This is a genomic window from Streptomyces sp. NPDC058157 (genome assembly GCF_042884105.1).
GTDB lineage: Bacteria > Actinomycetota > Actinomycetes > Streptomycetales > Streptomycetaceae > Streptomyces.
Genome location: NZ_JBHVUQ010000057.1, coordinates 16,539 through 43,091 on the forward strand (window position 1 = coordinate 16,539; position 26,553 = coordinate 43,091).

At 73.2% G+C, this 26,553-nt stretch carries 25 protein-coding genes; 16 read left to right on the plus strand and 9 right to left on the minus strand.

Annotation, left to right across the window (positions count from 1 at the left end):
- Positions 1-6: 6 nt before the first annotated feature.
- Positions 7-309 carry a winged helix-turn-helix domain-containing protein gene (locus tag ACFVXK_RS16875; protein WP_389612351.1) on the minus strand — a complete coding sequence of 101 codons (303 nt, stop codon included), beginning with the start codon at positions 307-309 and terminating at the stop codon, positions 7-9.
- Positions 309-761 carry a hypothetical protein gene (locus ACFVXK_RS16880; RefSeq protein WP_389612353.1) on the minus strand — a complete coding sequence of 151 codons (453 nt, stop codon included), beginning with the start codon at positions 759-761 and terminating at the stop codon, positions 309-311. Before ACFVXK_RS16880 ends, ACFVXK_RS16875 begins: the two co-directional genes overlap by 1 nt.
- A 558-nt stretch (positions 762-1,319) precedes the next feature.
- Here ACFVXK_RS16880 and ACFVXK_RS16885 point away from each other — a divergent pair.
- On the plus strand, positions 1,320-1,658 hold the full coding sequence (locus tag ACFVXK_RS16885; protein WP_389612355.1) for a hypothetical protein: 339 nt from the start codon (positions 1,320-1,322) through the stop codon (positions 1,656-1,658).
- Between the two features lie 145 nt (positions 1,659-1,803).
- On the opposite strand, the gene ACFVXK_RS16890 is transcribed toward ACFVXK_RS16885, so the two are convergent.
- Positions 1,804-2,760, minus strand: a complete 957-nt coding sequence (locus tag ACFVXK_RS16890) for a helix-turn-helix transcriptional regulator (protein WP_389612357.1) — start codon at positions 2,758-2,760, stop codon at positions 1,804-1,806.
- A 62-nt stretch (positions 2,761-2,822) separates the two neighbouring features.
- Here ACFVXK_RS16890 and ACFVXK_RS16895 point away from each other — a divergent pair, with 62 nt between their 5' ends.
- On the plus strand, positions 2,823-3,437 hold the full coding sequence (locus ACFVXK_RS16895; RefSeq protein ID WP_389612358.1) for a TIGR03086 family metal-binding protein: 615 nt from the start codon (positions 2,823-2,825) through the stop codon (positions 3,435-3,437).
- A gap of 473 nt (positions 3,438-3,910) precedes the next feature.
- Positions 3,911-6,193, plus strand: coding sequence for an FxSxx-COOH system tetratricopeptide repeat protein (fxsT, locus tag ACFVXK_RS16900; protein WP_389612398.1), 2,283 nt, complete (start codon positions 3,911-3,913; stop codon positions 6,191-6,193).
- Positions 6,194-6,366: 173 nt separating this feature from the next.
- On the opposite strand, the gene ACFVXK_RS16905 is transcribed toward fxsT, so the two are convergent.
- The gene (locus ACFVXK_RS16905; RefSeq protein WP_389612361.1) at positions 6,367-6,915 is read right to left on the minus strand and encodes a rhodanese-like domain-containing protein; all 549 of its coding nucleotides are present in this window, start codon (positions 6,913-6,915) and stop codon (positions 6,367-6,369) included.
- 515 nt (positions 6,916-7,430) lie between these two features.
- On the opposite strand from ACFVXK_RS16905, the gene ACFVXK_RS16910 reads away from it, so the two are divergent.
- From ACFVXK_RS16910 to ACFVXK_RS16930, 5 genes are all read left to right on the plus strand, one after another.
- A complete protein-coding gene (locus ACFVXK_RS16910; protein WP_389612363.1) occupies positions 7,431-8,546 on the plus strand; it encodes an LLM class flavin-dependent oxidoreductase in 1,116 nt (371 codons plus the stop codon).
- Complete coding sequence (locus ACFVXK_RS16915) at positions 8,543-9,424, plus strand: ABC transporter permease (protein ID WP_389612364.1); 882 nt, start codon at positions 8,543-8,545, stop codon at positions 9,422-9,424. The genes ACFVXK_RS16910 and ACFVXK_RS16915 overlap by 4 nt, the downstream gene beginning before the upstream one ends.
- A 68-nt stretch (positions 9,425-9,492) precedes the next feature.
- Positions 9,493-10,536: a glycine betaine ABC transporter substrate-binding protein gene (locus ACFVXK_RS16920; protein ID WP_389612366.1), complete on the plus strand. Its 1,044-nt coding sequence runs from the start codon at positions 9,493-9,495 to the stop codon at positions 10,534-10,536.
- Positions 10,523-11,311 (plus strand): ABC transporter ATP-binding protein, encoded by a 789-nt coding sequence (locus ACFVXK_RS16925; protein ID WP_389612368.1) that lies wholly within the window; start codon positions 10,523-10,525, stop codon positions 11,309-11,311. Before ACFVXK_RS16920 ends, ACFVXK_RS16925 begins: the two co-directional genes overlap by 14 nt.
- 365 nt (positions 11,312-11,676) lie before the next feature.
- Positions 11,677-13,152, plus strand: coding sequence for a hypothetical protein (locus tag ACFVXK_RS16930; protein WP_389612370.1), 1,476 nt, complete (start codon positions 11,677-11,679; stop codon positions 13,150-13,152).
- Between the two features lie 83 nt (positions 13,153-13,235).
- Here the strand turns inward: ACFVXK_RS16930 and ACFVXK_RS16935 are convergent, their stop codons facing one another.
- Genes ACFVXK_RS16935 through ACFVXK_RS16945 form a run of 3 tightly spaced genes read right to left on the minus strand, consistent with a single transcriptional unit; the run spans position 13,236 to position 16,167 of the window.
- Positions 13,236-14,000, minus strand: coding sequence for an amino acid ABC transporter ATP-binding protein (locus ACFVXK_RS16935; RefSeq protein WP_389612372.1), 765 nt, complete (start codon positions 13,998-14,000; stop codon positions 13,236-13,238).
- 11 nt (positions 14,001-14,011) lie between these two features.
- A complete protein-coding gene (locus ACFVXK_RS16940; protein WP_389612374.1) occupies positions 14,012-15,013 on the minus strand; it encodes an ABC transporter substrate-binding protein in 1,002 nt (333 codons plus the stop codon).
- Positions 15,010-16,167 carry an LLM class flavin-dependent oxidoreductase gene (locus tag ACFVXK_RS16945; RefSeq protein WP_389612376.1) on the minus strand — a complete coding sequence of 386 codons (1,158 nt, stop codon included), beginning with the start codon at positions 16,165-16,167 and terminating at the stop codon, positions 15,010-15,012. Before ACFVXK_RS16945 ends, ACFVXK_RS16940 begins: the two co-directional genes overlap by 4 nt.
- Positions 16,168-16,754: 587 nt before the next feature.
- Between ACFVXK_RS16945 and ACFVXK_RS16950 the strand changes: the two genes are divergently transcribed.
- The 6 genes from ACFVXK_RS16950 to ACFVXK_RS16975 all read left to right on the plus strand — a co-directional run bounded on the left by ACFVXK_RS16950 (position 16,755) and on the right by ACFVXK_RS16975 (position 23,093).
- The gene (locus ACFVXK_RS16950) at positions 16,755-17,711 is read left to right on the plus strand and encodes an amino acid ABC transporter permease (protein WP_389612378.1); all 957 of its coding nucleotides are present in this window, start codon (positions 16,755-16,757) and stop codon (positions 17,709-17,711) included.
- Between the two features lie 159 nt (positions 17,712-17,870).
- Positions 17,871-18,833, plus strand: a complete 963-nt coding sequence (locus tag ACFVXK_RS16955) for an amino acid ABC transporter permease (RefSeq protein WP_389612380.1) — start codon at positions 17,871-17,873, stop codon at positions 18,831-18,833.
- Positions 18,834-18,862: 29 nt separating this feature from the next.
- Positions 18,863-19,879, plus strand: a complete 1,017-nt coding sequence (locus ACFVXK_RS16960; protein WP_389612382.1) for an ABC transporter substrate-binding protein — start codon at positions 18,863-18,865, stop codon at positions 19,877-19,879.
- On the plus strand, positions 19,876-20,631 hold the full coding sequence (locus tag ACFVXK_RS16965) for a GNAT family N-acetyltransferase (protein WP_389612384.1): 756 nt from the start codon (positions 19,876-19,878) through the stop codon (positions 20,629-20,631). The genes ACFVXK_RS16960 and ACFVXK_RS16965 overlap by 4 nt, the downstream gene beginning before the upstream one ends.
- 192 nt (positions 20,632-20,823) lie before the next feature.
- The gene (locus ACFVXK_RS16970; RefSeq protein WP_389612386.1) at positions 20,824-21,951 is read left to right on the plus strand and encodes an LLM class flavin-dependent oxidoreductase; all 1,128 of its coding nucleotides are present in this window, start codon (positions 20,824-20,826) and stop codon (positions 21,949-21,951) included.
- A gap of 11 nt (positions 21,952-21,962) precedes the next feature.
- A complete protein-coding gene (locus ACFVXK_RS16975) occupies positions 21,963-23,093 on the plus strand; it encodes an LLM class flavin-dependent oxidoreductase (RefSeq protein WP_389612388.1) in 1,131 nt (376 codons plus the stop codon).
- Between the two features lie 5 nt (positions 23,094-23,098).
- Here ACFVXK_RS16975 and ACFVXK_RS16980 read toward each other — a convergent pair whose 3' ends face one another.
- Positions 23,099-23,629 carry a hypothetical protein gene (locus tag ACFVXK_RS16980; RefSeq protein ID WP_389612390.1) on the minus strand — a complete coding sequence of 177 codons (531 nt, stop codon included), beginning with the start codon at positions 23,627-23,629 and terminating at the stop codon, positions 23,099-23,101.
- 298 nt (positions 23,630-23,927) lie between these two features.
- On the opposite strand from ACFVXK_RS16980, the gene ACFVXK_RS16985 reads away from it, so the two are divergent.
- Both ACFVXK_RS16985 and ACFVXK_RS16990 read left to right on the plus strand, forming a co-directional pair.
- Positions 23,928-25,448 (plus strand): APC family permease, encoded by a 1,521-nt coding sequence (locus ACFVXK_RS16985; protein ID WP_389612392.1) that lies wholly within the window; start codon positions 23,928-23,930, stop codon positions 25,446-25,448.
- A 9-nt stretch (positions 25,449-25,457) separates the two neighbouring features.
- Positions 25,458-25,874: a universal stress protein gene (locus ACFVXK_RS16990; RefSeq protein ID WP_358894641.1), complete on the plus strand. Its 417-nt coding sequence runs from the start codon at positions 25,458-25,460 to the stop codon at positions 25,872-25,874.
- An 18-nt stretch (positions 25,875-25,892) separates the two neighbouring features.
- On the opposite strand, the gene ACFVXK_RS16995 is transcribed toward ACFVXK_RS16990, so the two are convergent.
- The coding region (locus ACFVXK_RS16995) for an FAD-dependent monooxygenase (protein ID WP_389612394.1) at positions 25,893-26,553 on the minus strand (661 nt) is incomplete at its 5' end.

Sequence of the window (26,553 nt, forward strand, 5' to 3'; positions counted from 1 at the left end):
GTCCCGTCATTCCACGGGTCTCCGCGCCGCCGCCACGATCCTCTCCAGCGCCGAAGCGTGCCGTAGGAATGCCTGGCGCCCGTGGGGGGTCAGGCGTAGGTGCGTGTGCCGTCCGGTACGGCTCCGGGTCTTTCGGACCTCGACATACCCCGCGTCCGTCAACGCGGTGACCTGCTTGGACAGCGCCGAGTCGCTGGTGCCCACCGTGTCCCGGACGAAACCGAAGTCCACCCAGTCGGCCGGGGCCAGCAGTGCGACGACCGAGAGCCGTGCCGGGACGTGCAGGAACTCGTCGAAGTCGGGGTCCATCAGCCTTGGCCCTTCCTGCGGATCACGTTCTCGGCGAACGGGCGCAACGCGTACGAGGCCGCCACGGCCGCCAGTGCGGTGGCCGCCGCGGCCAACGTGTGCCGTGCCGGGAGACCGAGGAAGTAGGCGGTGATCGCCGCCGTCCAGAAGAACGCGAGCAGGGCCATCCCGGCGACCGCGTAGAACAGCGCCTCCGGAGCGGCGAGTTTGCGGCGGACGGCGGCCCGGCGCTGGTGCACGAACAGGCCGCCCAGTGCAAGGGCGTTGCCCACGAGGACCGCAAGCGTGTTCCACGGGTTCGGCAGATCGAAGGACGAGCACACGACGAACAGGCCGAGCGCCGAAACGATCAGATACGGGCGGGAGTAGGCGTGGCGCATGTACTCGTCGAACGTTTGCTCCTGACGGTGCTGTATGGCGTTGAGGGCGGTCTGGGCGTCATGAGGGGTCATGGGTGGCATCCGTGGTCATCGATTTCCGAGTACTTTCCCATGAGGAAAGTAGCAGGTTCTTTCCTAGGCGGAAAGAACCTGCGGAGACGCGCCGGAGCCGGCCTGCGCTGCGTAGGATCCGCAGCGGCTCGTCGACGACCGGGTTCGCCTTCCGGGCCGTCGCGACGAAGAGGCCGGCGCCGACCGTCTGGGGCATGAACGCCATACTGGCGTCGTGCGGCCTGTACCGGCCCTCCGGCGGACGGCTCGATCGTAGTGACCGGCCACGTTGCCGCGCAGGGTGACGGTCGGGTGCCGTTCTACGGCGCTCGTGGAGCTCACCGGCACGTCATGGGGGCTTCCGAGGGCACCTCGGATCGGTCACCATGGGGGTCCGTCGGCGATCCGAGGTGGGAGGGGCGGGGGGACGCTGTGGACGGGCAAAGGAGCGGGTCGGAGCAGGTCGGACCCGCTCCCTGGCTGGCGCTGGGCTGTCTGGTCGGGCTGTTTCTGGCCTACGTCGTACTGACGAACTTCACCGCGGAGCTGCGGGCGGCCCTGTGGGGTGAGTACGGGACCGTGACCGAAGCCGACTGCCGGACATACGACAACACGGTGGCCAGCGCCGGAACGTCGACGTTCTGCTGGGGCGCCTTCGCCCCGGATGGTGGCGGCTCGTCGTTGGAGGTCCCCGTCGAGGGCGACATCGATGCGCAACCGGTCCGCGCGCGGCTGGTGGACGGTCCATCCGGCACCGCGTACGTCTCACCGACGGTGTGGGCGGGGGTGCTCCCGGTGGGGCTGTCCCTTCTCCTGGCCGGTCTCCCGGCAGCGGTGACGGTGAAGCGCGTGTGCCGGGTCCGCGCACGACGCCGTGGAGAACCGCTTGACGGATCAGACCGGGAGTCGAGCGCGTGATCGACGGCGAGCACGACGGGTAACGGCGAGCACGTCACCTGTCGTGATCGACGGCGAGCACGACGGGTAACGGCGAGCACGTCACCTGGGGCGGCATCCACGAGCAGGGACTGTGGCCCCCCGCTCCGCCTCCGCTGCCTGTTGCTCACACAGAGCCCGGCGGTCCGTACACGCCCGCCAGCTCAACCGCCAGGCGTGCGAGCCGCTGCCTCGCCTCCGGCGGGTCCAGCACCTCGATGCGTGCCCCCAGCCCGGCCAGCTGTGTCGCGACGACCTCCGGCGTCGGCCCGTCCACCCGTATCTCCGTCCACCCGTCGGGGAGCACCGGACCGACCCGAAGGCGCCCGTCGAACAGCCGCTCCAGGATCGCCATGGCGCCCGGCTCGGCCCGGGCCCGGACCGTCGCCGCGTACAGCCGCTCCTCCAAGCGTGCGGCGAACGAACGCCAGACGGTGGGAAGGTCGAAGCCGGGCGGTCGTACGACGGGCTCGCCGGTCGCCTCGACCGAGGTGACGCGACTGAGCCGGAAGGTGCGCAAGCCCCGTTCCGTCTCGGCGACGAGATAGTCGCGGCCCGCCTTGGCCACGAGGCCGAGCGGGTGGACGGTCCGCACGCCGACGGGCTTGCCGGGCCCGGCATACCCCAGCCGCACCTGGATCCCCTCCACCACGGCCCGTCGGAGCGCGTCGAGGTGCGGCCCGGTGGCCGTGACCTCGGCGCGCGACCAGTCCGTACCGTCGGTGAGGCCGGCCCGCGACGCGGCCTCGGCGCCTGCACGCAAGGGGGCGGGCAGCGCACGCACCAACTTGCGCAGTGCCGTACGGAGTTCGGGTGTGGTTGAGGAAGGGCCCGCGAGCAGGAACAGCGCCCGGATCTCCTCGGCGGTCAGCCCCGTGAGGTCCGTACGGGCGCCGCCGACCAGCGACCAGCCGCCGCCGCGGCCACGCTGTGCGTAGACGGGGATGCCCGCGGTGGACAGGGCCTCCAGGTCGCGGCGTGCGGTCCGTGGTGACACTTCGAGTTCGGCGGCGACCTCGGCCACGGTCACACGGGTGCGCGTTTGGAGGAACAGCAGGGCCGCCACCAGGCGATCGGCTCTCATGCCGACCATTCTCTGTGGGAAAGTGGCCAGAGGATGACCTGTTTGGCTTTCAGGATGAAGTCATGACCCGTAACGAGAACACCCCGCAGCCCACCGTCACCCCTGACACCACCGACGACCCTCGCAAGGGCCTGCTGAAGGCGATCGCGCTGGCGGGACGCACCGTCGCCGCAGTCCGGCCCGAGCAGCTCGACGGGCCCACGCCCTGCACCGAATTCACCGTCCGGCGGCTGGCCGGACACCTCGTCGCCGTCCTGCGCCGGATCGCCCTCGCCGGGCGCGGCGGTGACGTGGCGAGCCTCCCTACGCTCGCCGACGACCTGGAGGACACCGAATGGCAAGCGGCGTGGGACGCCGCGGTGCGTGAGGTCGAGGCGGCGTGGGCGGATCCCGAGATCCTGGGCCGGACCCTGACACTGCCGTTCGGCAGCCTTCCGGGTGCTGCGGCCGCGGCCGTCTGGACCTCGGAATTCACCGTGCACACCTGGGACGTCGCCACCGCGACCGGCCAGCGCCCCGACTGGGACCCCGAACTTGTGGCCGTCGCGTACGCCGCCATGAGGCGCGGGCTGCCCGCCGGGCCGCGTGACGACGCTCCGTTCGGGGCCGCGGTGGACGTCGACGCGGAGGCGCCGGCCATCGACCGCCTCGTGGCGTGGTGCGGACGCAAGCCGTAATCAGCGTCCGAAACGGGGAGGGCGGCCCCGTGGACGGGGGCGCCCTGCCTGCACTTGTCCGGCTCCCTGCCGTCCAGGGGTGGGGGCCCACCTTCGGCACCATGAGGGGCGCTCGGCCTTGCGGCATCCGGCCGCTGAACCGGAGCAATGCTGCCGCCCGAGCCGTGACCACCCGCACTCTTCCGTGAACCTGATCCAGGCGAGAGCATCCTGAGGACGGTGGACGGGGGTGGCGGACCGTGGGGCGCAGGCGGGGTGCGTGGGCCGGGTCGGCGGTAGCGGGAGGGGCCGCGTTGGTGGCGGCTGTGCTGGGGCCGGTGACCAACTACGCCAGTGACGCGGTGCCTGGCTGGGCGGCGCGGGCGTGGGTGATCTGGCCGGTGTTCGCCGTGCTGGTGGTGGTCGGCATCGGGCTGTCGCTGTGGGGCCGGCACTTGGATGCCGCACCCGGGCTCCCGGCGCGGCCGGCACCGCTGAGCCGTCCGGCCCGAGGCCGACAGGCTTCGTTACGCCCCCCGCATGTTCAGCGCGTACGGGGGCGTGAGGGAGAACTCGCCGTGCTGGCAGGCATGCTTCGGCGGCCACGAGGCCGGTTCGCGGTGCTGTGCGCGGCCGGCGGCATGGGCAAGACGACGGTGGCCGCGCAACTGGCCACCCAGGCGGAGGCGGCGGGCCGGCGAGTGTTCTGGGTGCGCTGGAGCGACGGTGCCGAGCTGGCGCAGCAGATGGTGCAGGCGGCGCTGGCCTGCGGCCTGCCAGAGGCCGAGCTGGAGGCCGCGCGAGCGGGGCAGGCGAGCCTGCCGGACGTGGTCTGGCGACAGTTGGGCCGGGTGCCGCGGTGGCTGCTGGTGGTGGACAACGCCGACGAGCCGTACGAGATCGGCCCGGCCGGGGAGCCGGTGGCCGACTACCGCGGCTGGATCCGTCCTCACGGCCGGGGCCTGCTGGTGGTGACCAGCCGGGATGGCAGCGAGCAGACCTGGGGTCCGTGCGCACGGCTGCTGCCACTGGAACCGCTGCCGGTGCTACCTGCGGGGCAGGTCCTGCTCGACGCTGCTCCCGGGGCCGGCACCGCCGAGCAGGCCCGGGAGCTGGCGGCGCGACTGGCCGGGCTCCCACTGGCGTTGCACGCGGCCGGTACCTATGTGGCCGGACCCACCAGCCGCTACCGCACTTTTCCCGCCTACCTCGAGGCCCTGGACCAGGAACTGCGGTCCCTGTTGGGATCGGCGCACCCGCATGCCTCCGATCCGCAGGTCGCCCGCGCCATGGTGCGGCACACCTGGGAGGTGTCCTTGGACCAGCTCGCCGGGGAGGGCGACGCCTTGGCCCGTCCCTTGTTGCGACTGCTGGCCCTGCTGGCTGGGGCCCCCGTCCCGCTGTCCCTGATCACCCCGGACCTGCTGTCCGCCGTCACCGGACACGACGTCACCGCGGCGGCCCTGGACACCGCGTTCGCCGGTCTGCACCGCTACGGTCTCCTCGGCCTGCCCCACTCACCCGGCAGCGCCGCCCCGACGTCGGGCAGTAGTGAAGGGGCGCAGGTGGTGCTGCACCCCCTGATCCGAGAGATCAACGCTGTCGCCCTCGCGGCCGAGACCTCCGATCTCGCCGTGTGGCACCGGGCCCTTGCCGAGCGGCTGACCACGGCTGTGCACGAGGCCGACCAGCGCGGGCGCGCCGGCTGGCCCGCAGCCGTGCTCCTCGCCCCCCACCTGCCACTGCTGCTCGACTACGCGGACCCGCACACCGCCGCGCACCACCGCACCACTCTCAACACGCTGGCGCAGGTGCTGCAGAAGGCCGGCGCTTTCGGTGCGGCGCGCCTGCTGCACGAACGGGTCCTCGAGGTCGAGACCCGCATGCTGGGCCCCGAGCACCCCGGCACCTTGACGAGCCGCAACGACCTGGGCAATGCCTTGTTCGGAATGGGAGAGCCGGCCGAGGCGATACGCCTGCTCCGGCAGACCCTGGAGGACCGCGCCCGCGTCCTGGGCCCCGATCACCCCGATACCTTGACCAGCCGCAACGACCTCGCATGCGCTCTGGACGGGACGGGTGAGCATGCCGAGGCGGTGGGTCTGCTGCGGCAGACCCTCAACGACCGTACCCGCGTCCTGGGCTCCGAGCACCCCCATACCCTGGCCAGCCGGGACAGCCTCGGTCTCGCGCTGGACGGGATGGGCCAGCACACACAGGCAGTGCGCATCCACCGGCGGACCCTGGAGGACCGCATCCGCGTCCTGGGCCCCGAGCACCACCTCACCCTGCTCAGCCGCCACAACCTCGCCGGCGCCCTGACCAGGGCGGGTGAGCAGACGGAAGCGATCGAGCTGCTGCGGCAGGCGCTCGACGACCACGCCCGCGTTCTGGGCGACGAGCATCCGCACACGTTGGCCAGCCGGGACAGCCTCGGTCTCGCGCTGGACGGGATGGGCCAGCACGCACAAGCGGTGCGCATCCACCGGCGGACCCTGGAGGACCGCACCCGCGTCCTGAGCCCCGAACACCCGGACACCCTTGCCAGTCGCCACAACCTCGCTCTCGCTTTGACCGGTGCAGGTGAGCAGGCCGAGGCCATGGACCTGCTGCGCCGCACCCTCGACGACCGCGCCCGCGTCCTGGGCGACGAGCACACGCACACCTTGAGCACCCGCAACGCGCTGGAGACGGCACTGGCCATGTCCACCCCACGGCCACGGAGCCGGTGGCGGCGCCGGCCGCGGCACAGGAACGCCGCAGCCGGTAGCGGCTGAGGAGGCCCTGTATCCCCGAACCGCCCCCAAGCGACACGTCGCACTCTGTAACGGTAAAGGAGCTCAACGGACGGCAGGCAGGCCGTACGCGGCGTAGGGGTCCCGGGAGGCGCCGTCCTCCGTGCTGACGGGGCCCCTTCCGCCCTGGCTCCTCACACCTGCGGGGGCCGCGCTCACACCCCGGGCCGTGCGCCGCGGCGGTTGAAAGGGAGCCTGCCCAGGACGACCGCCATGCCGCAGGTGTCGGTGACGGCGGAGAAGACCAGGCCCGCGGCAACGGCCGCCGACAGGAGCCGCAGGGCCGGGTGTACGAGCTCTCCGAGGAGGAGGCCGGTCAGCACGAGGCCGCCCGCGGTGAGGCGGACCTGCCGTTCCAGCGCCCAGACGGCCCGCGTGGGCCCAGCGGGCCGCTCCAGCGGGTGGCCGGCGTCCGTCCAGGCGCGGGTGCCTCCGGTGAGACCGGAGGCGGCGATGCCGTGGACGGCCAGCTCCGTGACGGCCTTGTCCGAGCGCGCCCCCGAGGCGCACACGACGAGGAGGGGGCCGCCTTCGGCGGCCTCCCTCAGTTCCGGTGCGCTCTGCGCGAGCCGGTCGAAGGGCACGTTGAGGGCGCCCGGCAGATGGCCGGTCGCGAACTCGCCGGGGGTGCGGACGTCGACGACGGTCAGCTCGCCGAGGCGCGGCTGCGCCTCCGCGACTGCCACTGCGCGGGGAACGGTCATGGCGGAACGCGTCCTTGGGGAGGGGGGAGGGAGGAGAAAGGGGAGGCGGGCGTCTCCACGAGGAGACGGCAGGTGGGGGAGGTGAGGCACTCTGCCAGGGATAGCGGGGGTCGGGGGCGCCCTCGCCCGGGAACTCACCCGACTGCCACGAACGCGACACGGTGCGGCAACAACTCCCCGTATCACGCATGGCCCGTCCGTGATTCGGAATGAAATCGTCCAATATTCGGACGGTGCTTGCGTGCCGCCGGACCCGCCGACAGGATGCGGCCATGGCCCCCGAACTCGTATCGCGTCGTCACGTGGATCTGCTGCGTGTGTCGACCATGCTGTGTCGGGTCGCCGCCTCCCGTGCGTCCGGCTGTTGATCCGCTGATCCGCCACATCTGACGTCGCACGGGCCACAGCCCGCTCCCGCGCGTTCCACCACGCTCCCCTCCCGCGCGTGTACACGTGTCACCATCCTGCGATGGCCGACTGCACGTGTCATGCCGCCGCGTCGACGAGGTCCTCCCATGCCGCACCACCCCCTCCTGCTCCACTGGTTCCTGCCCACCGGCGGGGACGGCCGCGACCCCGGCGGTGTCACCGCCGTCCAAGGCCGTACCGGGGCCGCCACCCGGCGGCCCGCGGACATCCCCTACCTGGCCCAGGTGGCACGGGCCGCCGAACAGGCCGGCTTCCACTCGCTGCTCACGCCCGTGGGCCTGGGCTGCGTGGACCCCTGGATCCTCACCGCCGCGCTCGCACAGCACACCACCCGCATCCACTTCCTCGTGGCGTTCCGCGCCGGATTCGCCAGTCCCACCCTGCTCGCCCAACAGGCCGACGCCTTCCGCCGGTTCGCGGGCGGCCGGCTCGCGCTGAACGTGGTGACAGGCGGCGATCCCGCCGAACAGCGCGCGTACGGGGACCGGCTGGAGCACGACGCTCGCTACGCCCGGACCGAAGAGGTGATGACGGTCCTGCGCACCCTGCTGGACGGCGGGACGGCCGATCACGACGGGGCCCACCTGCGGATCGAGGGCGCCCGCCTGACCGATCCGCACCTGGCCCACCCGGTGCCCCTCTACTTCGGCGGGGCGTCCCCCGCCGCGGAGGAGGTCGCCGCACGCCGGGCCGACGTACAGCTGCTGTGGGGCGAGCCGCCCGCCGCCGTCGCCGTGCGCGTCGCCCGGCTGCGCGAGCGGGCCGCTGCGGTCGGCCGCTCCCTGCGGTTCGGGCTGCGGCTGCACGTCATCAGCCGGGACACCTCCGCCGAGGCCTGGTCGGAGGCGGACCGGATCCTCGCCGGGCTCGACTCCGGGGCCGTCCGGGCCAGCCAAGAGCGGTTCGCGGCGATGGACTCCACCGGGCAGGCCCGGATGACGGCGCTGCACGGCGGGGTCGCGGACGCCGCGCGCCTGCGGGTCGCGCCGAACCTGTGGGCGGGCATCGGCCTGGTCCGCGAGGGCGCCGGGACCGCACTGGTCGGCTCGCACGACGAAGTGGCCGGCCGCCTCGCCGAGTACCGCGCCCTGGGCATCGACGAGTTCGTCCTCTCCGGCTACCCGCACCTCGAAGAGGCGTACCGGGTCGGCGAGGAAGTGGCCCCGCGCCTGCGCGCCCTGACGGGAGCGGGCGCCGCATGACGGCCCTCACGCAGACGACCGCGGAACCGGACCGTCTCCCGCCGGCCGACCCGGATCCGGCACCGGCCGCCTCCCCCCGGTACGCCGGCCTGCGCGAGGCGCTGCGCCGGGGCGCGCTGCGGACCCTGGCGCTCGTCGTGCTCCTGGCCGCCTGGCAGGCGGTGGTGTCCGCGGGGATCTGGCCCCGGGTCCTGGTCCCCTCCCCCGCCGAGGTCTGGCGGCAGTTCGTCCTCGCCTCCACCGTCCACGACGGGGTCCGCGGCTACGGCGGCCACCTCCTCATCGAGCACCTGGGCGCGAGCCTGGGCAGGATCGCCACCGGCTCCGCGTACGCCGTGCTGGCCGGAGTGCCCTTGGGCCTGCTGATCGGTACCGTCCGACCGCTGGCCGTCGTCCTGGAACCGGCGGTGACGTTCCTGCGGACGCTGCCTCCGCTCGCGTACCTCTCGCTGCTCGTCATCTGGTTCGGCATCGACGAGGCCCCGAAGATCTGGCTCCTGGTGATCGCGGCCCTCCCGCCGATCGCCGCGGCCACCGCGGCGGCGGTACGCACGGTCCCCGCACAACTCGTCGAGGCGGCACGCGCCCTGGGGGCGGGACCGGTGGCGCTGCTGCTGTCCGTGCGGCTGCCGTCCGCCCTGCCCGAGATCCTCACGGGCGTCCGCATCGCCGTCGGCGTCGCCTACACCTCGGTCGTGGCGGCCGAGACCGTCAACGGCGTGCCCGGCATCGGCGGCATGATCCGCGACGCCCAGCGCTACAACCAGACCGCGCTGGTGATCGCGGGCATCCTCGCCGTCGGCCTGTCCGGGATCGCACTGGACACGCTCCTGCGGATCGCCGAGCGGATCGGCGTGCCGTGGCGCGGCCGCACATGACCCGCACCCCTCCTCCCCCTGCCCTCTTCCCGCCTTCGCCTCGCCCCACCTCAGACCGGAGTCCGTCCATGCCTGCTCGCCCGTCCCGCCGCACCCTCCTGCTCGCCGCGGCCGTCGCCCTGACCACCACCGCCGCCACCGCCTGCGGAGGTGGCGGCGGCTCCGGTGCCGGCTCGGCCGGGCGGACCACCGTACGGATCGCCTACCAGGCGATACCCAACGCCGACCTGGTGGTGAAGAACCAGCGGCTCCTGGAGAAGGCGCTCCCCGACGTGGACGTGAAGTGGGTGAAGTTCGACTCCGGCGGCGACGTCAACACGGCCGTCATCGCCGGGGCCGTCGATCTGGGCCTGGCCGGGTCGAGCCCCGTCACCAAGGGCCTGTCCGCACCGCTGGACATCCCGTACAAGGTGGTGTGGATCCACGACCTGATCGGGGACAACGAAGCGCTCGTCGCCCGAGCCGGGATCGGCTCCGTGAAGGAGCTGGCGGGCAGGAAGGTGGCCACGCCCTTCGGATCGACCGCCCACTACTCGCTGCTCGCCGCGCTCGCCGCCGCCGGTGTCGAACCGTCGGCCGTGCAGACCGTCGACCTCCAGCCGCAGGACGCGCTCGCCGCGTGGAAGCGGGGGGACATCGACGCCGCCTACGTGTGGACGCCGACGCTGAGCGAGCTGACGAAGGACGGCAAGGTCCTCGTCACCAGCCGTGAACTGGCCGGGCAGGGCAAGCCCACCGCCGACCTGGGCGTGGTCACGAACGCCTTCGCCGCCAAGCACCCGGAGGTGGTCACCGCCTGGCTCAAGGCCGAGGACGCGGCCGTCGCGCAGGCCCGCACGGCGCCCGACGAGGCCGCGAGGTCCATCGGGGCCGAACTCGGCCTTCCGGCGGAGGAGGCCAAGCGGCAGCTGTCGCAGCTGGTGCTGCTCAGCGCGAAGGAGCAGGCCGGTCCCGACTACCTGGGCACCCCGGGCGCCCCCGGCAGGCTGGCGGCGAACCTGCACGACGCCGCCGTGTTCCTCAAGGGGCAGAAGGCGGTCGACTCCGTGCCGGACGAGGCGGTATTCGGCCGGGCGCTCGCGGTGGAGGAGCTCGGCCGTGCCGCGAACTGAGCCGGCGGAGGCCCGGGAGGCGGTCGTCGACCTCGCGGGCGTCCGCGTCCGGTACGGATCCGCCAGGCAGCCGGTCACGGCGCTGGAGGGCGTGGACCTGCGCATCACCGCCGGCGAGTTCGTCGTCCTCGTCGGGCCGTCGGGCTGCGGCAAGACCAGCCTGCTGCGCGTGGTCGCGGGCTTCGAACGGCCGTCCTCGGGACGGGCACGGGTGCGGGGCGAACTCCCCCGGCCGGGCGCGGGGACCGGGGTGGTGTTCCAGCAGCCCCGGCTGTTCCCCTGGCGCACGGTGGGCGGGAACCTCGGCTTCGCGCTGGCCCGGCTCGGGGTGCCGCGCGCCGAACGGCCGAGCCGGATCGCCGCGTTGCTGGAGCGGGTGGGGCTTCCCGGCATGGCGGGCCGGCGGACGTGGGAGCTGTCGGGCGGCCAGCAGCAGCGGGTGGCGCTGGCCAGGGCCCTGGCGGCGGAGCCCGAACTCCTGCTCATGGACGAGCCGTTCGCCGCGCTCGACGCCCTGACGCGGGAGCGGCTCCAGGAGGAGGTGCGGACCCTGGCCGGGCGGCTCGGCACGACGGTGCTGTTCGTCACCCACTCCGCCGAGGAGGCGGTCCTGCTGGGGTCCCGGGTACTGGTCATGGCGGCGGGGCCGGGCCGGGTGGTGGCCGAGCTCGCGGTGGGGCTGCCCCGGGAACCGGGCACGGACGTCCCGGCGCTGCGGGCCTCGCCCGAGTTCGCCCGGCTGCGCGGGCGGCTGGCGCGGACCATGCGCGGCTGAGGAGCTCCCGTTCGCGCACCGGCGAGGCGGGAGACCTAGACGGTGCGGCGCCGCGGGGGCCGGCCGGCCCCCGTGTTGCCCGCGTGCTGCGGGAACGTGAACAGGATGAACAGGCCGTGGCGGGCGGCCCCGGAAAGATCCGGAGCGTACGGACAGCGGCTAACGTCCACGTCAGAGCCGTTCCGGGGGCGATCGCCAGCCGGGACCGAGGGCCCGGCCGCACCCTCGGCCGCCGCCGTGCCGGCCGGCCGCGCGGCGCCGGGCACCCACCCCGACGCGCACACCGCGGCCAGCTCCGCTCACGCCGCCGCACCGTCCGCCGTGCGGCCCTTCGTTCACTCTTCTTCAGTCCCGAGGACCCTTTGATGCCGTTCTCCCCGCCCACGCGCGGGCGCCTCGCCGCGCTCGCCCTCTCCCTCGCGATGACCCTCGGCGCCGGCGGCCTGACGGCGGCCCCCGCCTCGGCCGCGACCCCCGCCCCCGCCCCCGTCTCTCCGTTCGGCCCGCAGGCACCGCAGAACCCGTTCACCGCGGCCAACGGCGCCGCGACGATGCACGGCGACAGCGCCTCCAGCGGCACCACCGCGTCTCCCGGGCCGGGCACCTCCGCCATCGACTACTCCCGGACGGCGCTGGCCTCGGCCTGCCCGACCGTCGTGGTCGGCGGCGACGGGTACGTGATCGCCCTGTGCACCACCATCTTCGGCCGGACCCCGACCGTCCACCTCCTCGACCCCAAGACCGGGGCCGACCTCGCCTCGCTCGCCCTGCCCAAGGGCAGCCTCTTCGGCGGCGTCTACGCCTACCTGGACAACGTGGACCGCCTGGTCGTCGTCGACGGGAGCAACACCCTCGTCCGCGTGGGCCACCACCGCACCGCGTCCGGATGGGAGCTGCGCATCGACCAGTCCACCCCGCTGGGCGACGCGGTCCCCGCCGGGGACGACATCGTGGGCCTGACCCCGGACTGGGAGGGCAGGGTCTGGTTCGCCACCAGCGGCGGGGTGATCGGGACCGTCGACACCGCCACCGGCACGGTACGCGGCATCAGCACCGGCGAAGGCGTCCAGAACAGCATCTCCACCGTCCCCGGCCGCACGGCCGTCGCCACCGACCACGCCCTCTACCTCCTGTCCGCCGCCCCCGACGGCGCCCCCGTCGTGGAGTGGCGGGCCCCCTACGACCGGGGTCCGGCGCGCAAGCCCGGGCAGCTCAGCTGGGGCACGGGCACCACCCCCGCCTTCTTCGGCCCGGAGCGCGGCACCGAGTACGTCACCATCGTCGACAACGCGGACCCCCACGCGAACCTGCTCGTCTACCGGGCCGCCGGCGGACCGGAGCCGGTGTGCCGGATCCCCGTGCTGACCCAGTACGCCCGCAGCGGCACCGAGGACGCCGTCATCGCCTCCGGCCGCAGCGTCTTCGTCACCAACACCTACGGCTACCCCTACCCGGCCCTGCCCGAGGGCGCCCCGGCCAGCCGGCCGTCCTCCGCGAACTTCGACGGCGGTCTCAGCCGGATCGACGTCAACGCCGAGGGGACGGGCTGCTCGGTGGTGTGGAACAGCCCGGTCAAGTCGGCGGCGCTGCCCCGGCTCTCCCTGGCCGACGGGAAGATCTACACGGTCTCCGTCACCGGGCCGACCGGCAGCGCCGGCCTGAACACCTTCGCCCAGTACCACCACGCCGTCGTCGACCCGGCCACCGGCGCGCAGCTCAGCAGCTCCTTCCTCGGCATCGGGCTGGTCTACAACCCGCTCCAGATGCGGGGGACGGCCTCCCCGGACGGCACCCTCTACCAGGGCACCGAAACCGGAGTGGTCCGCATCTCCAAGCGCTGACCCGCGGGCCCCCGCTCCTCGACGGCGTGCCGGACCGGCCCGTCGGCCCCCGCGGCCGGCGGGCCGGTCCGCGTCGCGGGCGCTCAGACGGCCTTGGAGAGGAAGGCACGGGTGCGCGGGTGGGCCGGGTCGTCCAGCACGGAGGCGGGCGGGCCCTGTTCGACGACGGTTCCGCCGTCCATGAAGACGACGGTGTCGGCGACCTCCCGGGCGAACCCGATCTCGTGCGTCACGACGATCATGGTGGTTCCGGTGCGGGCGAGGTCCTTGATCACGTCCAGGACCTCGCCGACCAGTTCCGGGTCGAGCGCCGAGGTCGGCTCGTCGAACAGCAGCACCTTGGGTTCGAGGGCGAGTGCCCGGGCGATGGCCACGCGCTGCTGCTGGCCCCCGGACAGCTGCCGGGGATAGGCGTCGGCCTTGTCGGAGAGGCCGACCCGGCCGAGCAGCCGGCGGGCCGTCGCCTCCGCCTCCGGCCGCGGGCGGCCCAGCGCGGAGACCGGGGCCTCGACCAGGTTGTCCAGGACGGTCAGGTGCGGGAAGAGGTTGAAGTTCTGGAAGACGAACCCGATGCGGGTGCGCTGTCTCAGGACCTCCTTCTCCTTCAGCTCGTAGAGCCTGCCCCGGGATCTGCGGTAGCCGATGAGGTCACCGTCCACGCTGATCCAGCCCCGGTCGACCTTCTCCAGGTGGTTGATGGTGCGCAGCAGGGTGGACTTCCCCGAGCCGGAGGGGCCGAGGACGACGGTGACCTCGCCGGCCCTGACCGTCAGGTCGATGCCGCGCAGCACCTCCAGCGGTCCGAAGCTCTTGTGGACTGCGCGCACGTCCACCATGACGTCGTTCACGGGCTCTCTCCTCACGTGTGCTCGGCCGGGTTGATCTGCGAGGTCTCGATCGCGGAGGCGGTGGTGCCCCACTTCTTGAGGATCGCGGCGTAAGTGCCGTTCCTGACCAGCTCGTTGACGGCCGCCTGGACGGCCGGGGTGAGCGGGGAGTCCTTCTTGAAGGCGAAGCCGACGTCGAGGCGGTGGTACTCGCCCAGGAAGGTGGTGCGGGCCGCGGGCTGCGCGGCCTGGTGGCGCAGGCCGTTGATCGTCGACATGACGACGTCGATCCGGCCCTGCTGGAGGGCGGTGGTGACGGCCCCGGGTTCCGAGAAGACCTTGACCTCGTACGGCTTCCTGCCGGCGGCCGCGCACACGCCCTGCCGGTCGGTGAGGGTCTTCTCGAAGGTCGTGCCCGCCCCGGTGCCGACGGTCAGCCCGCACAGCTGGACGAGGTCGGTGACCGGCGTGGTGAGCCGGGTGCTGCCCGTCTTGACCGCGAAGCCCTGGCCGTCGTTGATGTAGGTGACGAAGTCGACGGCCTTCAGGCGTTCGGCCGTGACGCCGAAGTTGCCCGTGCCGAGGTCGTACTTGCCGCTGCCGAGGGCGGGCAGGATCGTCTCGAACGAGGCCCCCTGCCGCTCCAGCCTCACCCCGAGGACCTTGGCGACCGCGTCGGCGATGTCGATGTCCTGGCCGGCGGGCGGCTTGTCCTGTCCGTTCGGGTAGTAGGCGGAGGGCGGGGAGCCGATGGAGCTGCCGATCCTCAGGGTGCCGCTCCGGCGGACGTCGGCGGGGAGCAGGGAGGCGATCGCGTCCACGGTCCGTACGGCGGCCACCGGGTCGTCGGCCGGTCCGGAAGCCGCCTGGGCGCCCGCGGGCACCGGGGCCGCGCCGCCGGCGCCGCAGGCGGTCAGGGCCAGGAGGGGCAGGAGGGCGAGGGTGGCGGCGGCGCGCCGGAGGGCGGGGGGTCTGGTGCCGGGGAGTGCCGCGGCGGCCCTCGCGGAAGGGGGTGTGCGGTGCGCGGAGCTCATGCCCGCACCGCCGCGGCGCTCCGGTGGGACTCGGGCAGCGGGTGCGCGGCCGCGCGTGCCGCGTCGCGCTTCGCGACCTCCTCGCGGACCAGCGGGATGACGTACCGGCCGAAGTCGACGGCGTCGTCCAGCAGGTCGTAGCCGCGGGCCGAGAGGATGTCGACGCCGAGGTCGTAGTAGTCCAGCAGGGCCTCGGCGACCGTCTCGGGGGTGCCGACCAGGGCGTTGGAGTTGCCGGCGCCGCCGGTGGCCGCGGCCGTCGGCGTCCACAGCGCCCGGTCGTACCGCTCCCCCGCCTCGGCTATGGCGATCAGCCGCTGCGAGCCGGTGTTCTGGGGTGCGGAGGTCTGCGTGACTCCGCCCCGGGGGTGTCGTGCGGGGGCCGCCTCGCGCCGACGGCGGATGGCGCCCAGGGTGCGGTGGGCCTTCTCCCAGGCCAGTTCCTCGGTCGGGGCGATGATCGGGCGGAAGGCGACCTGGATGCGCGGGGCGTCGGTGCGGCCCGCCGCCCGGGCGGCCGCCCGCACGGCGTCGATCTGCTGCGCGGTCTTCTCCAGGGGCTCCCCCCAGAGGCAGTAGACGTCCGCCTCCGCGCCGCCGGCCGCGTACGCGGCGGGTGAGGAGCCGCCGAACGAGACGTCCGGACGGGGCTGGCGCACGGGGAAGACGTCGCTGACGAAGTCGTGGAAGCGGTAGTGCTCGCCCTCGTGGTCGAAGGGTTCGCGGGTGGTCCAGATCTTCTTGACGATCCGGATGTACTCCCTGGTGCGGGCGTAGCGCTCGTCCTTGGTGAGGGTGTCCCCCTCGCGGCCCTGTTCGTGGTCGTTGCCGCCCGTGATGAAGTGGACGGCCAGCCGGCCCTCGCTGATCTGGTCGAGGGTGGCGAAGGTCTTGGCGGCGTAGGTGGGATAGGAGACGTTGGGCCGGTGGGCGAGCAGGAGCTGGAGCCGGTCCAGGCGGGCGGCGACGTACGCGGCCGCCGGGGCGGGGTCGGGGGATCCGGAGCCGTAGGCGAACAGCACCCGGTCCCAGCCGTGTTCCTCGTGCGCCCGGGCGAGGCGGAGGGTGTAGTCCTTGTCGAAGGCGGCGCCGGATCGGGCGGTGGTCTCGGAGCCGTCGTTGGTGGCGGCGATGCCGAGGAATTCCACGGGCATGGAGTGGCCTTTCGCGGGGCGGTGGTGTGCGCGCGGGAGGGCGGGGACGCCGGCTCGTTCGGCGGCCGACGGGCACACGGACGCGCGGGAGGGGTACGGGTGTGACGACGCGGGGCATCGGGGAGAGCGGGCGGCGGGCAGCGCGCGTCCGGGCACGACTCACCGGGCCGGCGTGCGGCGCTGGTGGTGGTGCGCGAGGGGATCTCGGCCCGCGACGGGGTCACCGAGGGAGGGAAGGGCCGATCAGGCAGCCCGCTGCCGCATCAGGCGCGACACGCCGCGGACCACACCCGACCGAAGTCGATGTGGCCGCGCGAGACGAGGCGCTGATGGGCGTTCATACGACTACTTGAGCAGTACACGATGGTCTTCGTCAAGCGACGGCCCGGATCCCGGACGGCCCCGGGCGCCGGTCCGCGCATGGTTGACAGGGCCGTGCCGCAGGCACATACGATCGGCGGCGGAACGGCCCCCGCCCGCGCGGAGCGCCCGTTCCGGCCGCGTTGAGGGACGCGGCGAGCGTGACGACACGGGGTCCCGGTACCCACCCCATCCACGCCGCGATACCTCGAACTGGAGGGCCTCCCATGGCCACCGCCCCTTCCGACGTCTCCGCCACCACCGCCACACCCGCGCCGGGACCCGGCGCCGGCCCCACGGCCGGACCACCGCGGATCGTGCCGCGGCGGCGCGTGGGCCGCCGGATCTCCGCCGCCGCCGCGCTCCTGGTCCTCGCGCTGGCGGTGCGTTCCGTCCTGCGCAACGACGCCTTCCAATGGGACGTGGTGGGACGGTACTTCACCACCTCCGCGGTCCTGAACGGGCTGTTGCTGACCCTGTGGCTGACCGCCGTGGTGATGGTGCTCGGCTTCCTGTCCGGCACCGTCCTCGCCGTGATGCGGCTCTCCGACAGCCCGGTCCTGCGGACGTTGAGCTGGGGATACGTGTGGATCTTCCGCTCCACGCCCCTGCTGGTGCAGCTGCTGTTCTGGTTCAACATCGGCGCCCTCTACCCCACCCTCGGGCTCGGAATCCCGTACGGCCCGGAGCTGTTCAGCGTCCGGACGGTGAACCTGCTCGGCCCGACCCTCACCGCCGTCATCGGCCTGACCCTGCACGAGAGCGCGTACGCCGCCGAGGTGGTGCGCGGCGGGATACTGTCCGTGGATCCCGGCCAGACCGAGGCCGCGCAGGCCCTCGGCCTGAGCCGGTGGCGCACCCTGCGCCGGATCGTCGTGCCCCAGGCGATGCGCTCGATCGTGCCGACCGCCGGGAACATGCTGATCGGCACCCTGAAGGGCACCAGCATCGTCAGCGTGCTGGCCGTGCACGACCTGCTCTACTCGGTCCAGCTGGTCTACAACCAGAACTACCAGGTGATCCCGCTGCTGCTGGTGGCCACCCTCTGGTACGTCGCCGTCACCACCGTGCTGAGCGCGGGCCAGTACTACGTGGAGCGCCATTACGCCCGCGGCACCTCGCGCGGCGACATCGGCCGAAAGCCTTTTCATTTCACCAAGAGGCGTTATATGTACGGCGGATGAAATCGCCCGACGCATTCACGCATTCCGATATCGAGGCCGTTGACACCCCTTCTCCGGGCTGCCTAGCTTACGCCGCAGAAACCACATCGGCGGCCTCTCCCGGACGGCATGACGGCTGCTTTTCCCCACTGCGCTTCACCGAAGCAGCCGGAGTGCCCTGTGACCGAACCACTGCTCCTGCCCGCGCCCGCCGGGCCCTCGGGCCCCCCTGAGACGGCCGAGCGGGTCCTCCCGCTGCGCCGCCCCGGGCGGTGGGCGGCGGGCGCCGCCGTGCTGGTGCTGGTCTCCCAGGCCGCCCACGGGCTGATCACCAACCCCTTCTACCAGTGGGACCGGTTCGCGTACTGGTTCCTGCGCCCGGTCGTTCTGGACGGGCTGCTCATCACCCTCCAGGTGACCGTGTACAGCGCGGTCCTCGGTCTGGCCGGCGGCGTCCTGATCGCCCTCGGCCGACTCTCGGCCAACCCGGTGCTGCGGTCCGTGAGCTGGACGTACGTGTGGCTGCTGCGTTCCGTGCCGCTGATCGTCGTCCTGATCTTCCTCTACAACCTCAGCGCCCTCTACCCGGCCCTCAGCATCGGGGTGCCGTTCGGGCCCGCCTTCGTCACCTTCGACGAATCGCGGCTGGCCACCGACATGGTGGTCGCGGTGGTGGGCCTGGGGCTGAGCGAGGCGGCGTACGCGGCCGAGATCGTCCGGGCCGGCGTGCTCTCCGTCGACCAGGGCCAGCACGAGGCGGCGGCTGCCCTGGGGCTGCCCCGCCGCCGCCAGTTCACCCGGATCGTCTTCCCCCAGGCGCTCCGCTCCATCGTCCCCTCGTACGTCAACCAGCTGATCGGGCTGCTCAAGGCCACGTCCCTGGTCTTCTACGTCTCCCTGCTCGACCTGTTCGGCTCGGTGCAGAGCCTGGCCAGCACCTATCCCGGTGACGTGGTGCCGCTGCTGCTGGTGGCGACCGTCTGGTACGTGATCCTCACCAGCCTGGTCTCCGCCGTCCAGTTCCACGTCGAACGGCACTACGCCCGCGGCGCCCTGCGCGCCGTGCCGCCCACCCCGCTCCAGCGGGCCCGCGCCGGCCTGCGCGACCTGCGGCTGCGCTTCCGGCAGGAGACGGCCCCGTGACCCCGTCCGCACGAACCCGAAGGAACTCCATGCGAAGCCGCTCCACCCTGCGCACCAGACTCGTCCGGGGCCTCGGCGCGACGACCGCCACCGCCGCCCTCGCCGCCGGGCTCACCGCCTGCGGCGGCGACGCGCAGGCCGACGCCGCGGCCCCCGGGAAGGTGACCGTCGGCGCCGTCTCCAACGGGGCCGCCCGGCAGACCGAGCTGTCCGTCCCCGTCGTCGAGTCCCTGCGCGCACAGCTCCCCAAGGCGGTCCGCGACCGCGGCGAGCTGGTCATCGGCGTCGGCGCGCTGCCGGCCGGCTTCCCTCCGCTCGCCTACGTCGGCACCGACCAGAAGACCCTCACGGGCGCGGAGCCCGATCTCGGGCGCCTGGTCGCCGCGACCCTCGGGTTGAAGCCCGTGTTCAAGAACTCCACCTGGGAGAACCTCTTCGTCGGCGTCGACAGCGGCAAGGTCGACGCGGCCTTCTCCAACGTCACGGTCACCGAGGAACGCAAGAAGAAGTACGAGTTCGCCTCCTACCGCAAGGACAACCTGGCCTTCGAGGTGCTGAAGGACAACCCCTGGAACTTCGGCGGCGACTACCGCAACCTCGCGGGGAAGACGGTGGCGGTCAGCAAGGGCACCAACCAGGAGAAGATCCTGCTCGAGTGGCAGGCCAGACTGCGGTCCGAGGGCAAGGACGTCGAGGTCAAGTACTTCCCCGACCCCAACAGCGTCTACCTGGCGCTGAGCGGCGGGAAGATCGACCTCAGCTTCGGGCCGAACCCGTCCATCGCCTACCACATCACGCAGACCGCGGGCGGCAACGCCCCCACCCGCAACGCCGGTTCGTTCTCCGGCGCCGGGGAGGGCCTCCAGGGGCTGATCGCCGCCACGGCGAAGAAGGACAGCGGCCTGGCCAAGCCGGTGGCGGAAGCCGTCAACCACCTGATCGGGAACGGCCGCTACGCGCAGCTGCTGGCCGCCTGGAACCTCTCGAACGAGGCCGTCACCACCTCCGAGGTGAACCCGCCCGGCCTGCCGCAGACCGCCCCGTGAACGCCTCCACGGGCGACGGAGCGCGGACGGCGCTCCCCGCGCACGTGCTGGACAACGCGGCGTGGGCGTCCCTGTCCGGCCCCCACTCCGCCTTCGCCGAGCTCCCGGGCGCAGCCGCGCGCGGCGCGTCCCGCGCCGCCCGGTACGACCCGGCGGTCGCACCCTTCGCCGCCCTCGCCGATCCGGCCGATCCGCGGTCCTGGGCCGACCTGGCCGCGCTGACCGGCCCCGGCCGGGTCGCCTCGCTCGCCGGGGTGTTCACCCCGCCCGAGGGCTGGGAGACCGTCGCCGCCGTCGAGGGGGTCCAGCTGGTGGACACCTCGCTGCGCGCCGAACCCCTGCCGGAGGCCGTCCGCCTGGGGCCCCACGACGTACCGGAGATCCTCGCCCTGATCGAACTCACCAAGCCCGGACCGTTCCTGCCGCGCACGGTGGAGCTGGGAACCTACCTCGGCATCCGGCACCGGGGGCGGCTGGTCGCCATGGCCGGGGAGCGACTGCGCCCGCCGGGCTGGACCGAGATCAGCGCGGTCTGCACCCGTCCCGGGTACCGCGGGCGGGGCCTGGCGACCCGGCTGGTGCGCGCCGTGGCGGCGGGCATCCGGGAGCGGGGCGAGGTGCCGTTCCTGCACACCTCAGCGGCCAACACGGGTGCGGTCCGGCTCTACGAATCGATCGGTTTCACCGTGCGCCGGCGGCCCTTCTTCATGGCGGTCCGGTTCCCCGGCAACATACCTGCCAAATGCACTTAACGTTCCTGTCGTTGTACGGGCCCCGGATCGGGCGTAGCGTCGACGGAAAGATCTTTCCCGCGCGGCGCCGCGCCTTTTCCCTTTTCCCGTACGGCCGATCAGGAAGGTGGAATTCCCCGTGCCCGAACTCCCTCTCGTCGTCGCGCCCGACGGCTTGGAACGGAACTCGGCGGACCGGTCGGCGGTGGCCCCGTGAGGTTTCTGGCCATCACCCTCGTCACCGATTCCGCGGACCCGGTGACGGGTGCCCCCACCCCCACGCGCGAGCGGTTCCGGGAGGTCGTGGCCGCCGCCAGGCTGGCGGAATCGCTCGGCTTCGACGGGTTCGGGGTCGGTGAGCGCCACGAGCGTCCGTTCCTGTCCTCCTCACCACCCGTGCTCCTCTCCCACATCGCCGCGGTGACCCGCCGGATCCGGCTGTTCACCGCCGTCACCACCCTGAGCCTGCTCGATCCGGTGCGCGCGTACGAGGACTACGCGACCCTCGACCACCTCTGCGACGGCCGGCTGGAGCTCATGATCGGCAAGGGCAACGGCACGGCGCAGCGGGAGCTCTTCCAGGTGACCCCCGAGGACCAGTGGGAGCGCAACACCGAGGGCTACGAGCTGTTCCGGCGGATCTGGCGCGAGGACAAGGTGACCGCCGAGCCGCGCTTCCGCCCCGCCCTGACCGGGGCGGAGGTGCTGCCGCGGCCGTACCAGCGGGAGCTGCGCGTCTGGCACGGCAGCGCCACCAGCCGGGAGTCCGTCGATCTCGCCGCGCGCTACGGGGACCCGCTCTTCTCCGCGAACGTCACCCACCCCATCGGCCCCTACGCGGAGCTGATCCGGCACTACCGGGAGCGCTGGGAGCACTACGGGCACGATCCGGCGCACGCCGTCGTCGGCGCGGGCACCGCCGGCTACCACGCGGCCCCGACCTCGCAGCAGGCCGCCCGGGCCTACCGGCCGGCTTTCGCCCGCTACCTCGACGCCCACGAACGGCAGGGGCTGGCACCGGTGTTCCCGACGCTGGAGGACTTCATCGAGCGCAGCTCGGCACTGATCGGCAGCCCCCAGCAGGTGATCGAGAAGGTCCACCGCTACCACGAGGAGTTCGGCCACACGGCCTTGCACCTGCAGGCCGAGCCGGGCGGAATCGACCCGGCGCGGCACCGCGCCTCGCTCGAACTCTTCCAGTCGGACATCGCCCCGGTGCTGCGGCGCGAGATCCCCGACCCGCCCTTCCCCGAACCGTCCCTCCCCGAACCGGCCCTCCCCGAACCGTCCCTCCCCGCCCAATCCACCCCCGCCCCCGCCCCGTCTTTCCCCGACCGCTAAGGAGTCCGGCCATGCCCGGCATCCCCCTCGGGGTCCTCGACCTCGTCCCGATCACCTCCGGTTCCACCGCCGCCGAAGCCCTGGGCCACAGCATCGACCTCGCCCGGCGGACCGAGTCCTTCGGCTACGCCCGCTACTGGTTCGCCGAGCACCACCTCAACCCCGGGGTGGCCGGCACCTCCCCCGCCGTGGTGCTGGCCCTGACCGCCGCGGCGACGACGACCATCCGGCTCGGCTCCGGCGCCGTCCAGCTCGGGCACCGCACGGCGCTCTCGACCGTCGAGGAGTTCGGCCTGATCGACGCGCTGCACCCCGGCCGTCTCGACCTCGGCCTCGGCCGCTCGGCGGGGCGGCCACTGCCCCCGTCGGGCGAACCCGCGCCGCCCGTCACCCCGGTGGTGGACGGGTACACCCCGGGCGGACTGCGCATACCGGAGCCGTTCTCCTTCTCGCACCTGCTGGCCCATCCGAGGTTCGCCCTCCAGCGCAAGCTCCTGCACCTGCCCGGCGCCGAGTCGCAGGAGTACGCCGAGCAGGTCGACGACGTACTCGCCCTGCTGCGCGGCGAGTACCGCTCCCCGGAGGGAGTCGAGGCGCACGCCGTCCCCGGCGAGGGGGCCGACGTCCAGGTGTGGATCCTGGGCAGCAGCGGCGGGGTCAGCGCGGAGACGGCGGGCCGGGGCGGACTGCGGTTCGCCGCCAACTACCACGTCAGCCCCGCGAGCGTCCTGGAGGCGGTGGCGGGCTACCGGGCCGCCTTCAAACCGTCGGCGGAGCTGGAGCGGCCGTACCTGACGGTGTCCGCCGACGTGGTCGTGGCCGAGGACGACGGCACGGCCCGTGAGCTGGCCACCGGATACGGGCCCTGGGTGCGCGGCATCCGTACGGGCGAGGGCGCCATTCCCTACCCCACGCCCGCCGAGGCCCGCGCCCTGCCCTGGACGGACGCGGACCGGGCACTGGTCGCCGACCGGCTGGAGACCCGGTTCGTCGGCTCCCCGCAGACGGTCGCCGACCATTTGGAGCGGCTCCAGGAGGCCACCGGGGCGGACGAGTTGCTGATCACCACCATCACCCACGACCACGCGGCGCGGGTCCGCTCCTACCGTCTGCTGGCCGAGGAGTGGGCGCGCCGCGGCTGACCCGGTCAGGCGGCGCGGCAGAGGGTCTTCGGCTCGGCGGGGGCCGGGGCGCCGGACAGCGTGGCGGACACCGGGCGGTGCGTACCGGCGGCCGCCGGGGTCTTCCGCGCGTGGTGGCGGGCGAAGACGACGAGGCGCAGGACCGCGAACCGCGCGACGCCGGCGAGGGCGGAGGCGGAGAGGTAGACGGCCTGCTCGACAAGCGCACCGGGCTCCGCCGCGAGGTACCGCAGGGCGAGCATCGCGACGCAGGTGGCGGCGTACGCGGCGGCCGCGGATCCGGCGGACTGCACGTGCTGGCGCCAGGTCGCGCGGCCGCCCGCGCCGAAGGTGAAGCGGGCGTGCAGTTCGGTGGCCAGGAGCGTGGACACCGCGGTGACGAGGGCGTTGGCCAGCGCCCAGGGCAGCCAGGAGGCGAGGGCCGCCACGGCGAAGCTGGAGGCCACGCCCACTCCCCCGCCGCAGAACACGAACCGGGCGAACGAGGCGAGGGCGCCGGGGGCCGACTGCTTCCGGTTCACTGCCGCTGCTTCCATGACCCACCCCTTCGACCGCGAACCAATGTTTCTGACAACAGAAACGCTACGTTGCGTTCATGGTGCCGACAAGCCAGGAATTGCACATGGAGCAGATACAGGCAGCTCAGCGCGCCAAAATCGTTGCACTGGCGCGAGATCTAACGCAACAACAGATGTCTTTCATTGCAATGGACTGGCGATGAACGCTACAGGCCCAAGGGGCCACCGCGGTGGCCCGGGGCCCGGGGCGGGGCCCCGCCACCCGGACGACCCGCGCCGCCTCGCGCGCCCCCGCCCCGCACGTGACGATGCGTACATGGACCAGGGCGACCGCGGCCGACCGGAGGACACCCTCCCCGGCGCCGCCTCCGACGAGGACACCCTCCAGGCCGGCGCGATCGGCTTCCTCGACGCGCTCGTCATCGGCCTGAACTCCACCTCGCCCGCCTACTCCCTGGCCGCCGTCATCGGCCCGATCGTCGCCATCGCCGGGATCTACGCACCGGGCGTGATGCTGGCCTCGTTCGTGCCGATGCTGCTCATCGCCGCCGCCTTCTACTACCTCAACAAGGTCGACCAGGACTGCGGCACCACCTTCTCGTGGGTGACCCGTGCCATGGGCCCCTGGGCGGGCTGGCTCGGCGGCTGGGCCATCACCATGACCGGCGTCCTCGTCATCGGCTCCCTCGCCGACGTCGCCGTCCACTTCGGGCTGCTCGCCGCCGGCCTCGACGGCCTGGCCGGCAACACGGTGGTCCGCCAGACCCTCACCGTCGTGGTGATCCTCGCGATGACCGCGATCTGCGTCATCGGCACCGAGCTGTCCGCGCACTTCCAGGACGTCCTCATCCTCGCCCAGGTCCTCTTCCTCCTGGTCTTCGCCGTCGTCGCCATCTACCGGGTCTACGCCGGCACCAGCACCCTCGACGCCGTCCACCCCTCCGTCACCTGGCTCAACCCCTTCGGCGCCGGCGGCGGCGCCCTCACCGGAGGCCTCCTGCTGGGCGTGTTCATCTACTGGGGCTGGGAATCCGCCGTGAACCTCACCGAGGAGGTCGAGGACTCCGCCACGGCGCCCGGCAAGGCCGGGATCTGGTCCACCCTGGTGCTGCTCGTCACCTACCTGTCCGTCGGCTTCGCCATCGTCGCCTACGCCGGGACGAAGTTCCTGGCGGAGAACGCCGGCGAGGAGGAGGCCATCTTCGCCGTCCTCGCGCACGAGGTGATGGGCGGCTGGGACTGGATGGTGCTCCTCGCCGTCTGCACCTCGGCCCTCGCCTCCACCCAGACCACGATCATCCCGGCCTCCCGCACCGCCCTGTCCATGGCCCGCCGGCACGCCCTGCCCCCGCACCTCGCGCACATCCACCACCGCTTCCACACCCCGGACGTCAGCACCTGGTGGGTGGCCGCCATCGCCGTCGTCTGGTACCTCGCCGTCAACCAGATCAGCGAGAACGCCCTCCTCGACTCCCTCACCGCCCTCTCGCTGCTCATCGCCTTCTACTACGCGCTCACCGGCCTGGCCTGCGCCGTCTACTACCGCCGCCACCTGCTGGAGAACGCCCACAACCTGCTCCTCATCGGCGTCGGCCCGCTCGTCGGCGCCGGACTGCTGGCCTGGCTCCTGGTCGAGTCCATCGCGGACATGTCCAACCCGCGGAACTCCGCCAGCGGGGTCTCCTGGTTCGGCCTCGGGCCGCCCCTGGTCATCGGGATCGGCATCGCGGTCGTCGGCGTGCTGCTCATGTGCTTCTGGCGGGTCCGCGACGGCAGGTTCTGGCAGGAGCGCCGGGGCGTCGTCGATCCCGCCCTCGTCCGCGGCCGCGAGAACTGAGGAGTCCCGATGTCCGTAGTGCTCGGGTACGACGAGTCCCCCGGCGCCGAACGCGCCCTGCGGGTCGCCCTGGAAGTGGCCACCGCCTTCGGGGAGCCGCTGGTCCTCGTCTACGGGGCCGCCGCGCCCGGCAGCGCGGGGGAGGAGTACCGCGCCCACCGCGAGGCGGTCCTCCAGGCGGGCCGCAGCGCCCTCGCCCGGGCCGTCGAGGCCGCCGACGAGGCCGGGGTGCCCTCGGCGGTCGAGGTCATGGACGACAAGCCGGCCCAGGCCCTGCTCGCCGCCGCCGCCCTCCACGACGCCCGGGTCATCATCGTCGGCACCTGGGGCGACAGCCCGATCCGCGGCGCCCTGCTCGGCTCGACCCCGCACAAGCTCCTGCACCTCTCCCCGGTCCCGGTGCTGTGCGTCCCGACCGAGCCGTAGCCGCCGCTGCCCCCGCCCTCAGGCGAAGACCCCCGCGAGGTATCCGGCCAGCCCCTCGGCGGTCGGCGGGGACAGCCGGGCGCCCAGGTACCCGTCCGGGCGCACCACGAAGGCCGTCGGCTCCCGCACCCCGTAGCGCAGGGCGAACTCCCCGCGCGCGTCGCGGTACACCGGCATCGGCGTGGCCCCGGCGGGCGCGGTCCCGCCCTCGGTGAGGACCGCGTACGCCGTGAGCCGCCCCGCCGGCGACCCGCCCGTCAGAGCGGCGAGTCGGGGGACGTACGCGCCCCACGCGCCGTCGGTGTACACCAGCAGCACGTGCTCGCGGTCCCTCAGCAGGTCGTGGAGCCGCAGCGGATAGGCGGGGAGCTCCCCGGCCAGACCGCCGCAGTCGGGGGCCCGTTCCCCGGGCCCCGGCCCGGAGCCGTCGGCCGCCCCGGGGGCCGGCCGTACGACGACCGGGCTGTCGGGGTAGCCGACCAGCAGCTGCGCCTCGCGCAGCAGCGCCGCGGTCCGCCCGTCGCCCGCTCCGGCGGCCTGCCGGGCGTGGCGCACCGTCCGGCCGACGACCTCCTCGCCGACCGGGCGCCGCTCGGCGTCGTAGCTGGCCAGGAGCCCCGGGTGCGCGGAGCCGTCGACGGCGAGGGCGAGCTTCCAGGCCAGGTTCCAAGCGTCCTGG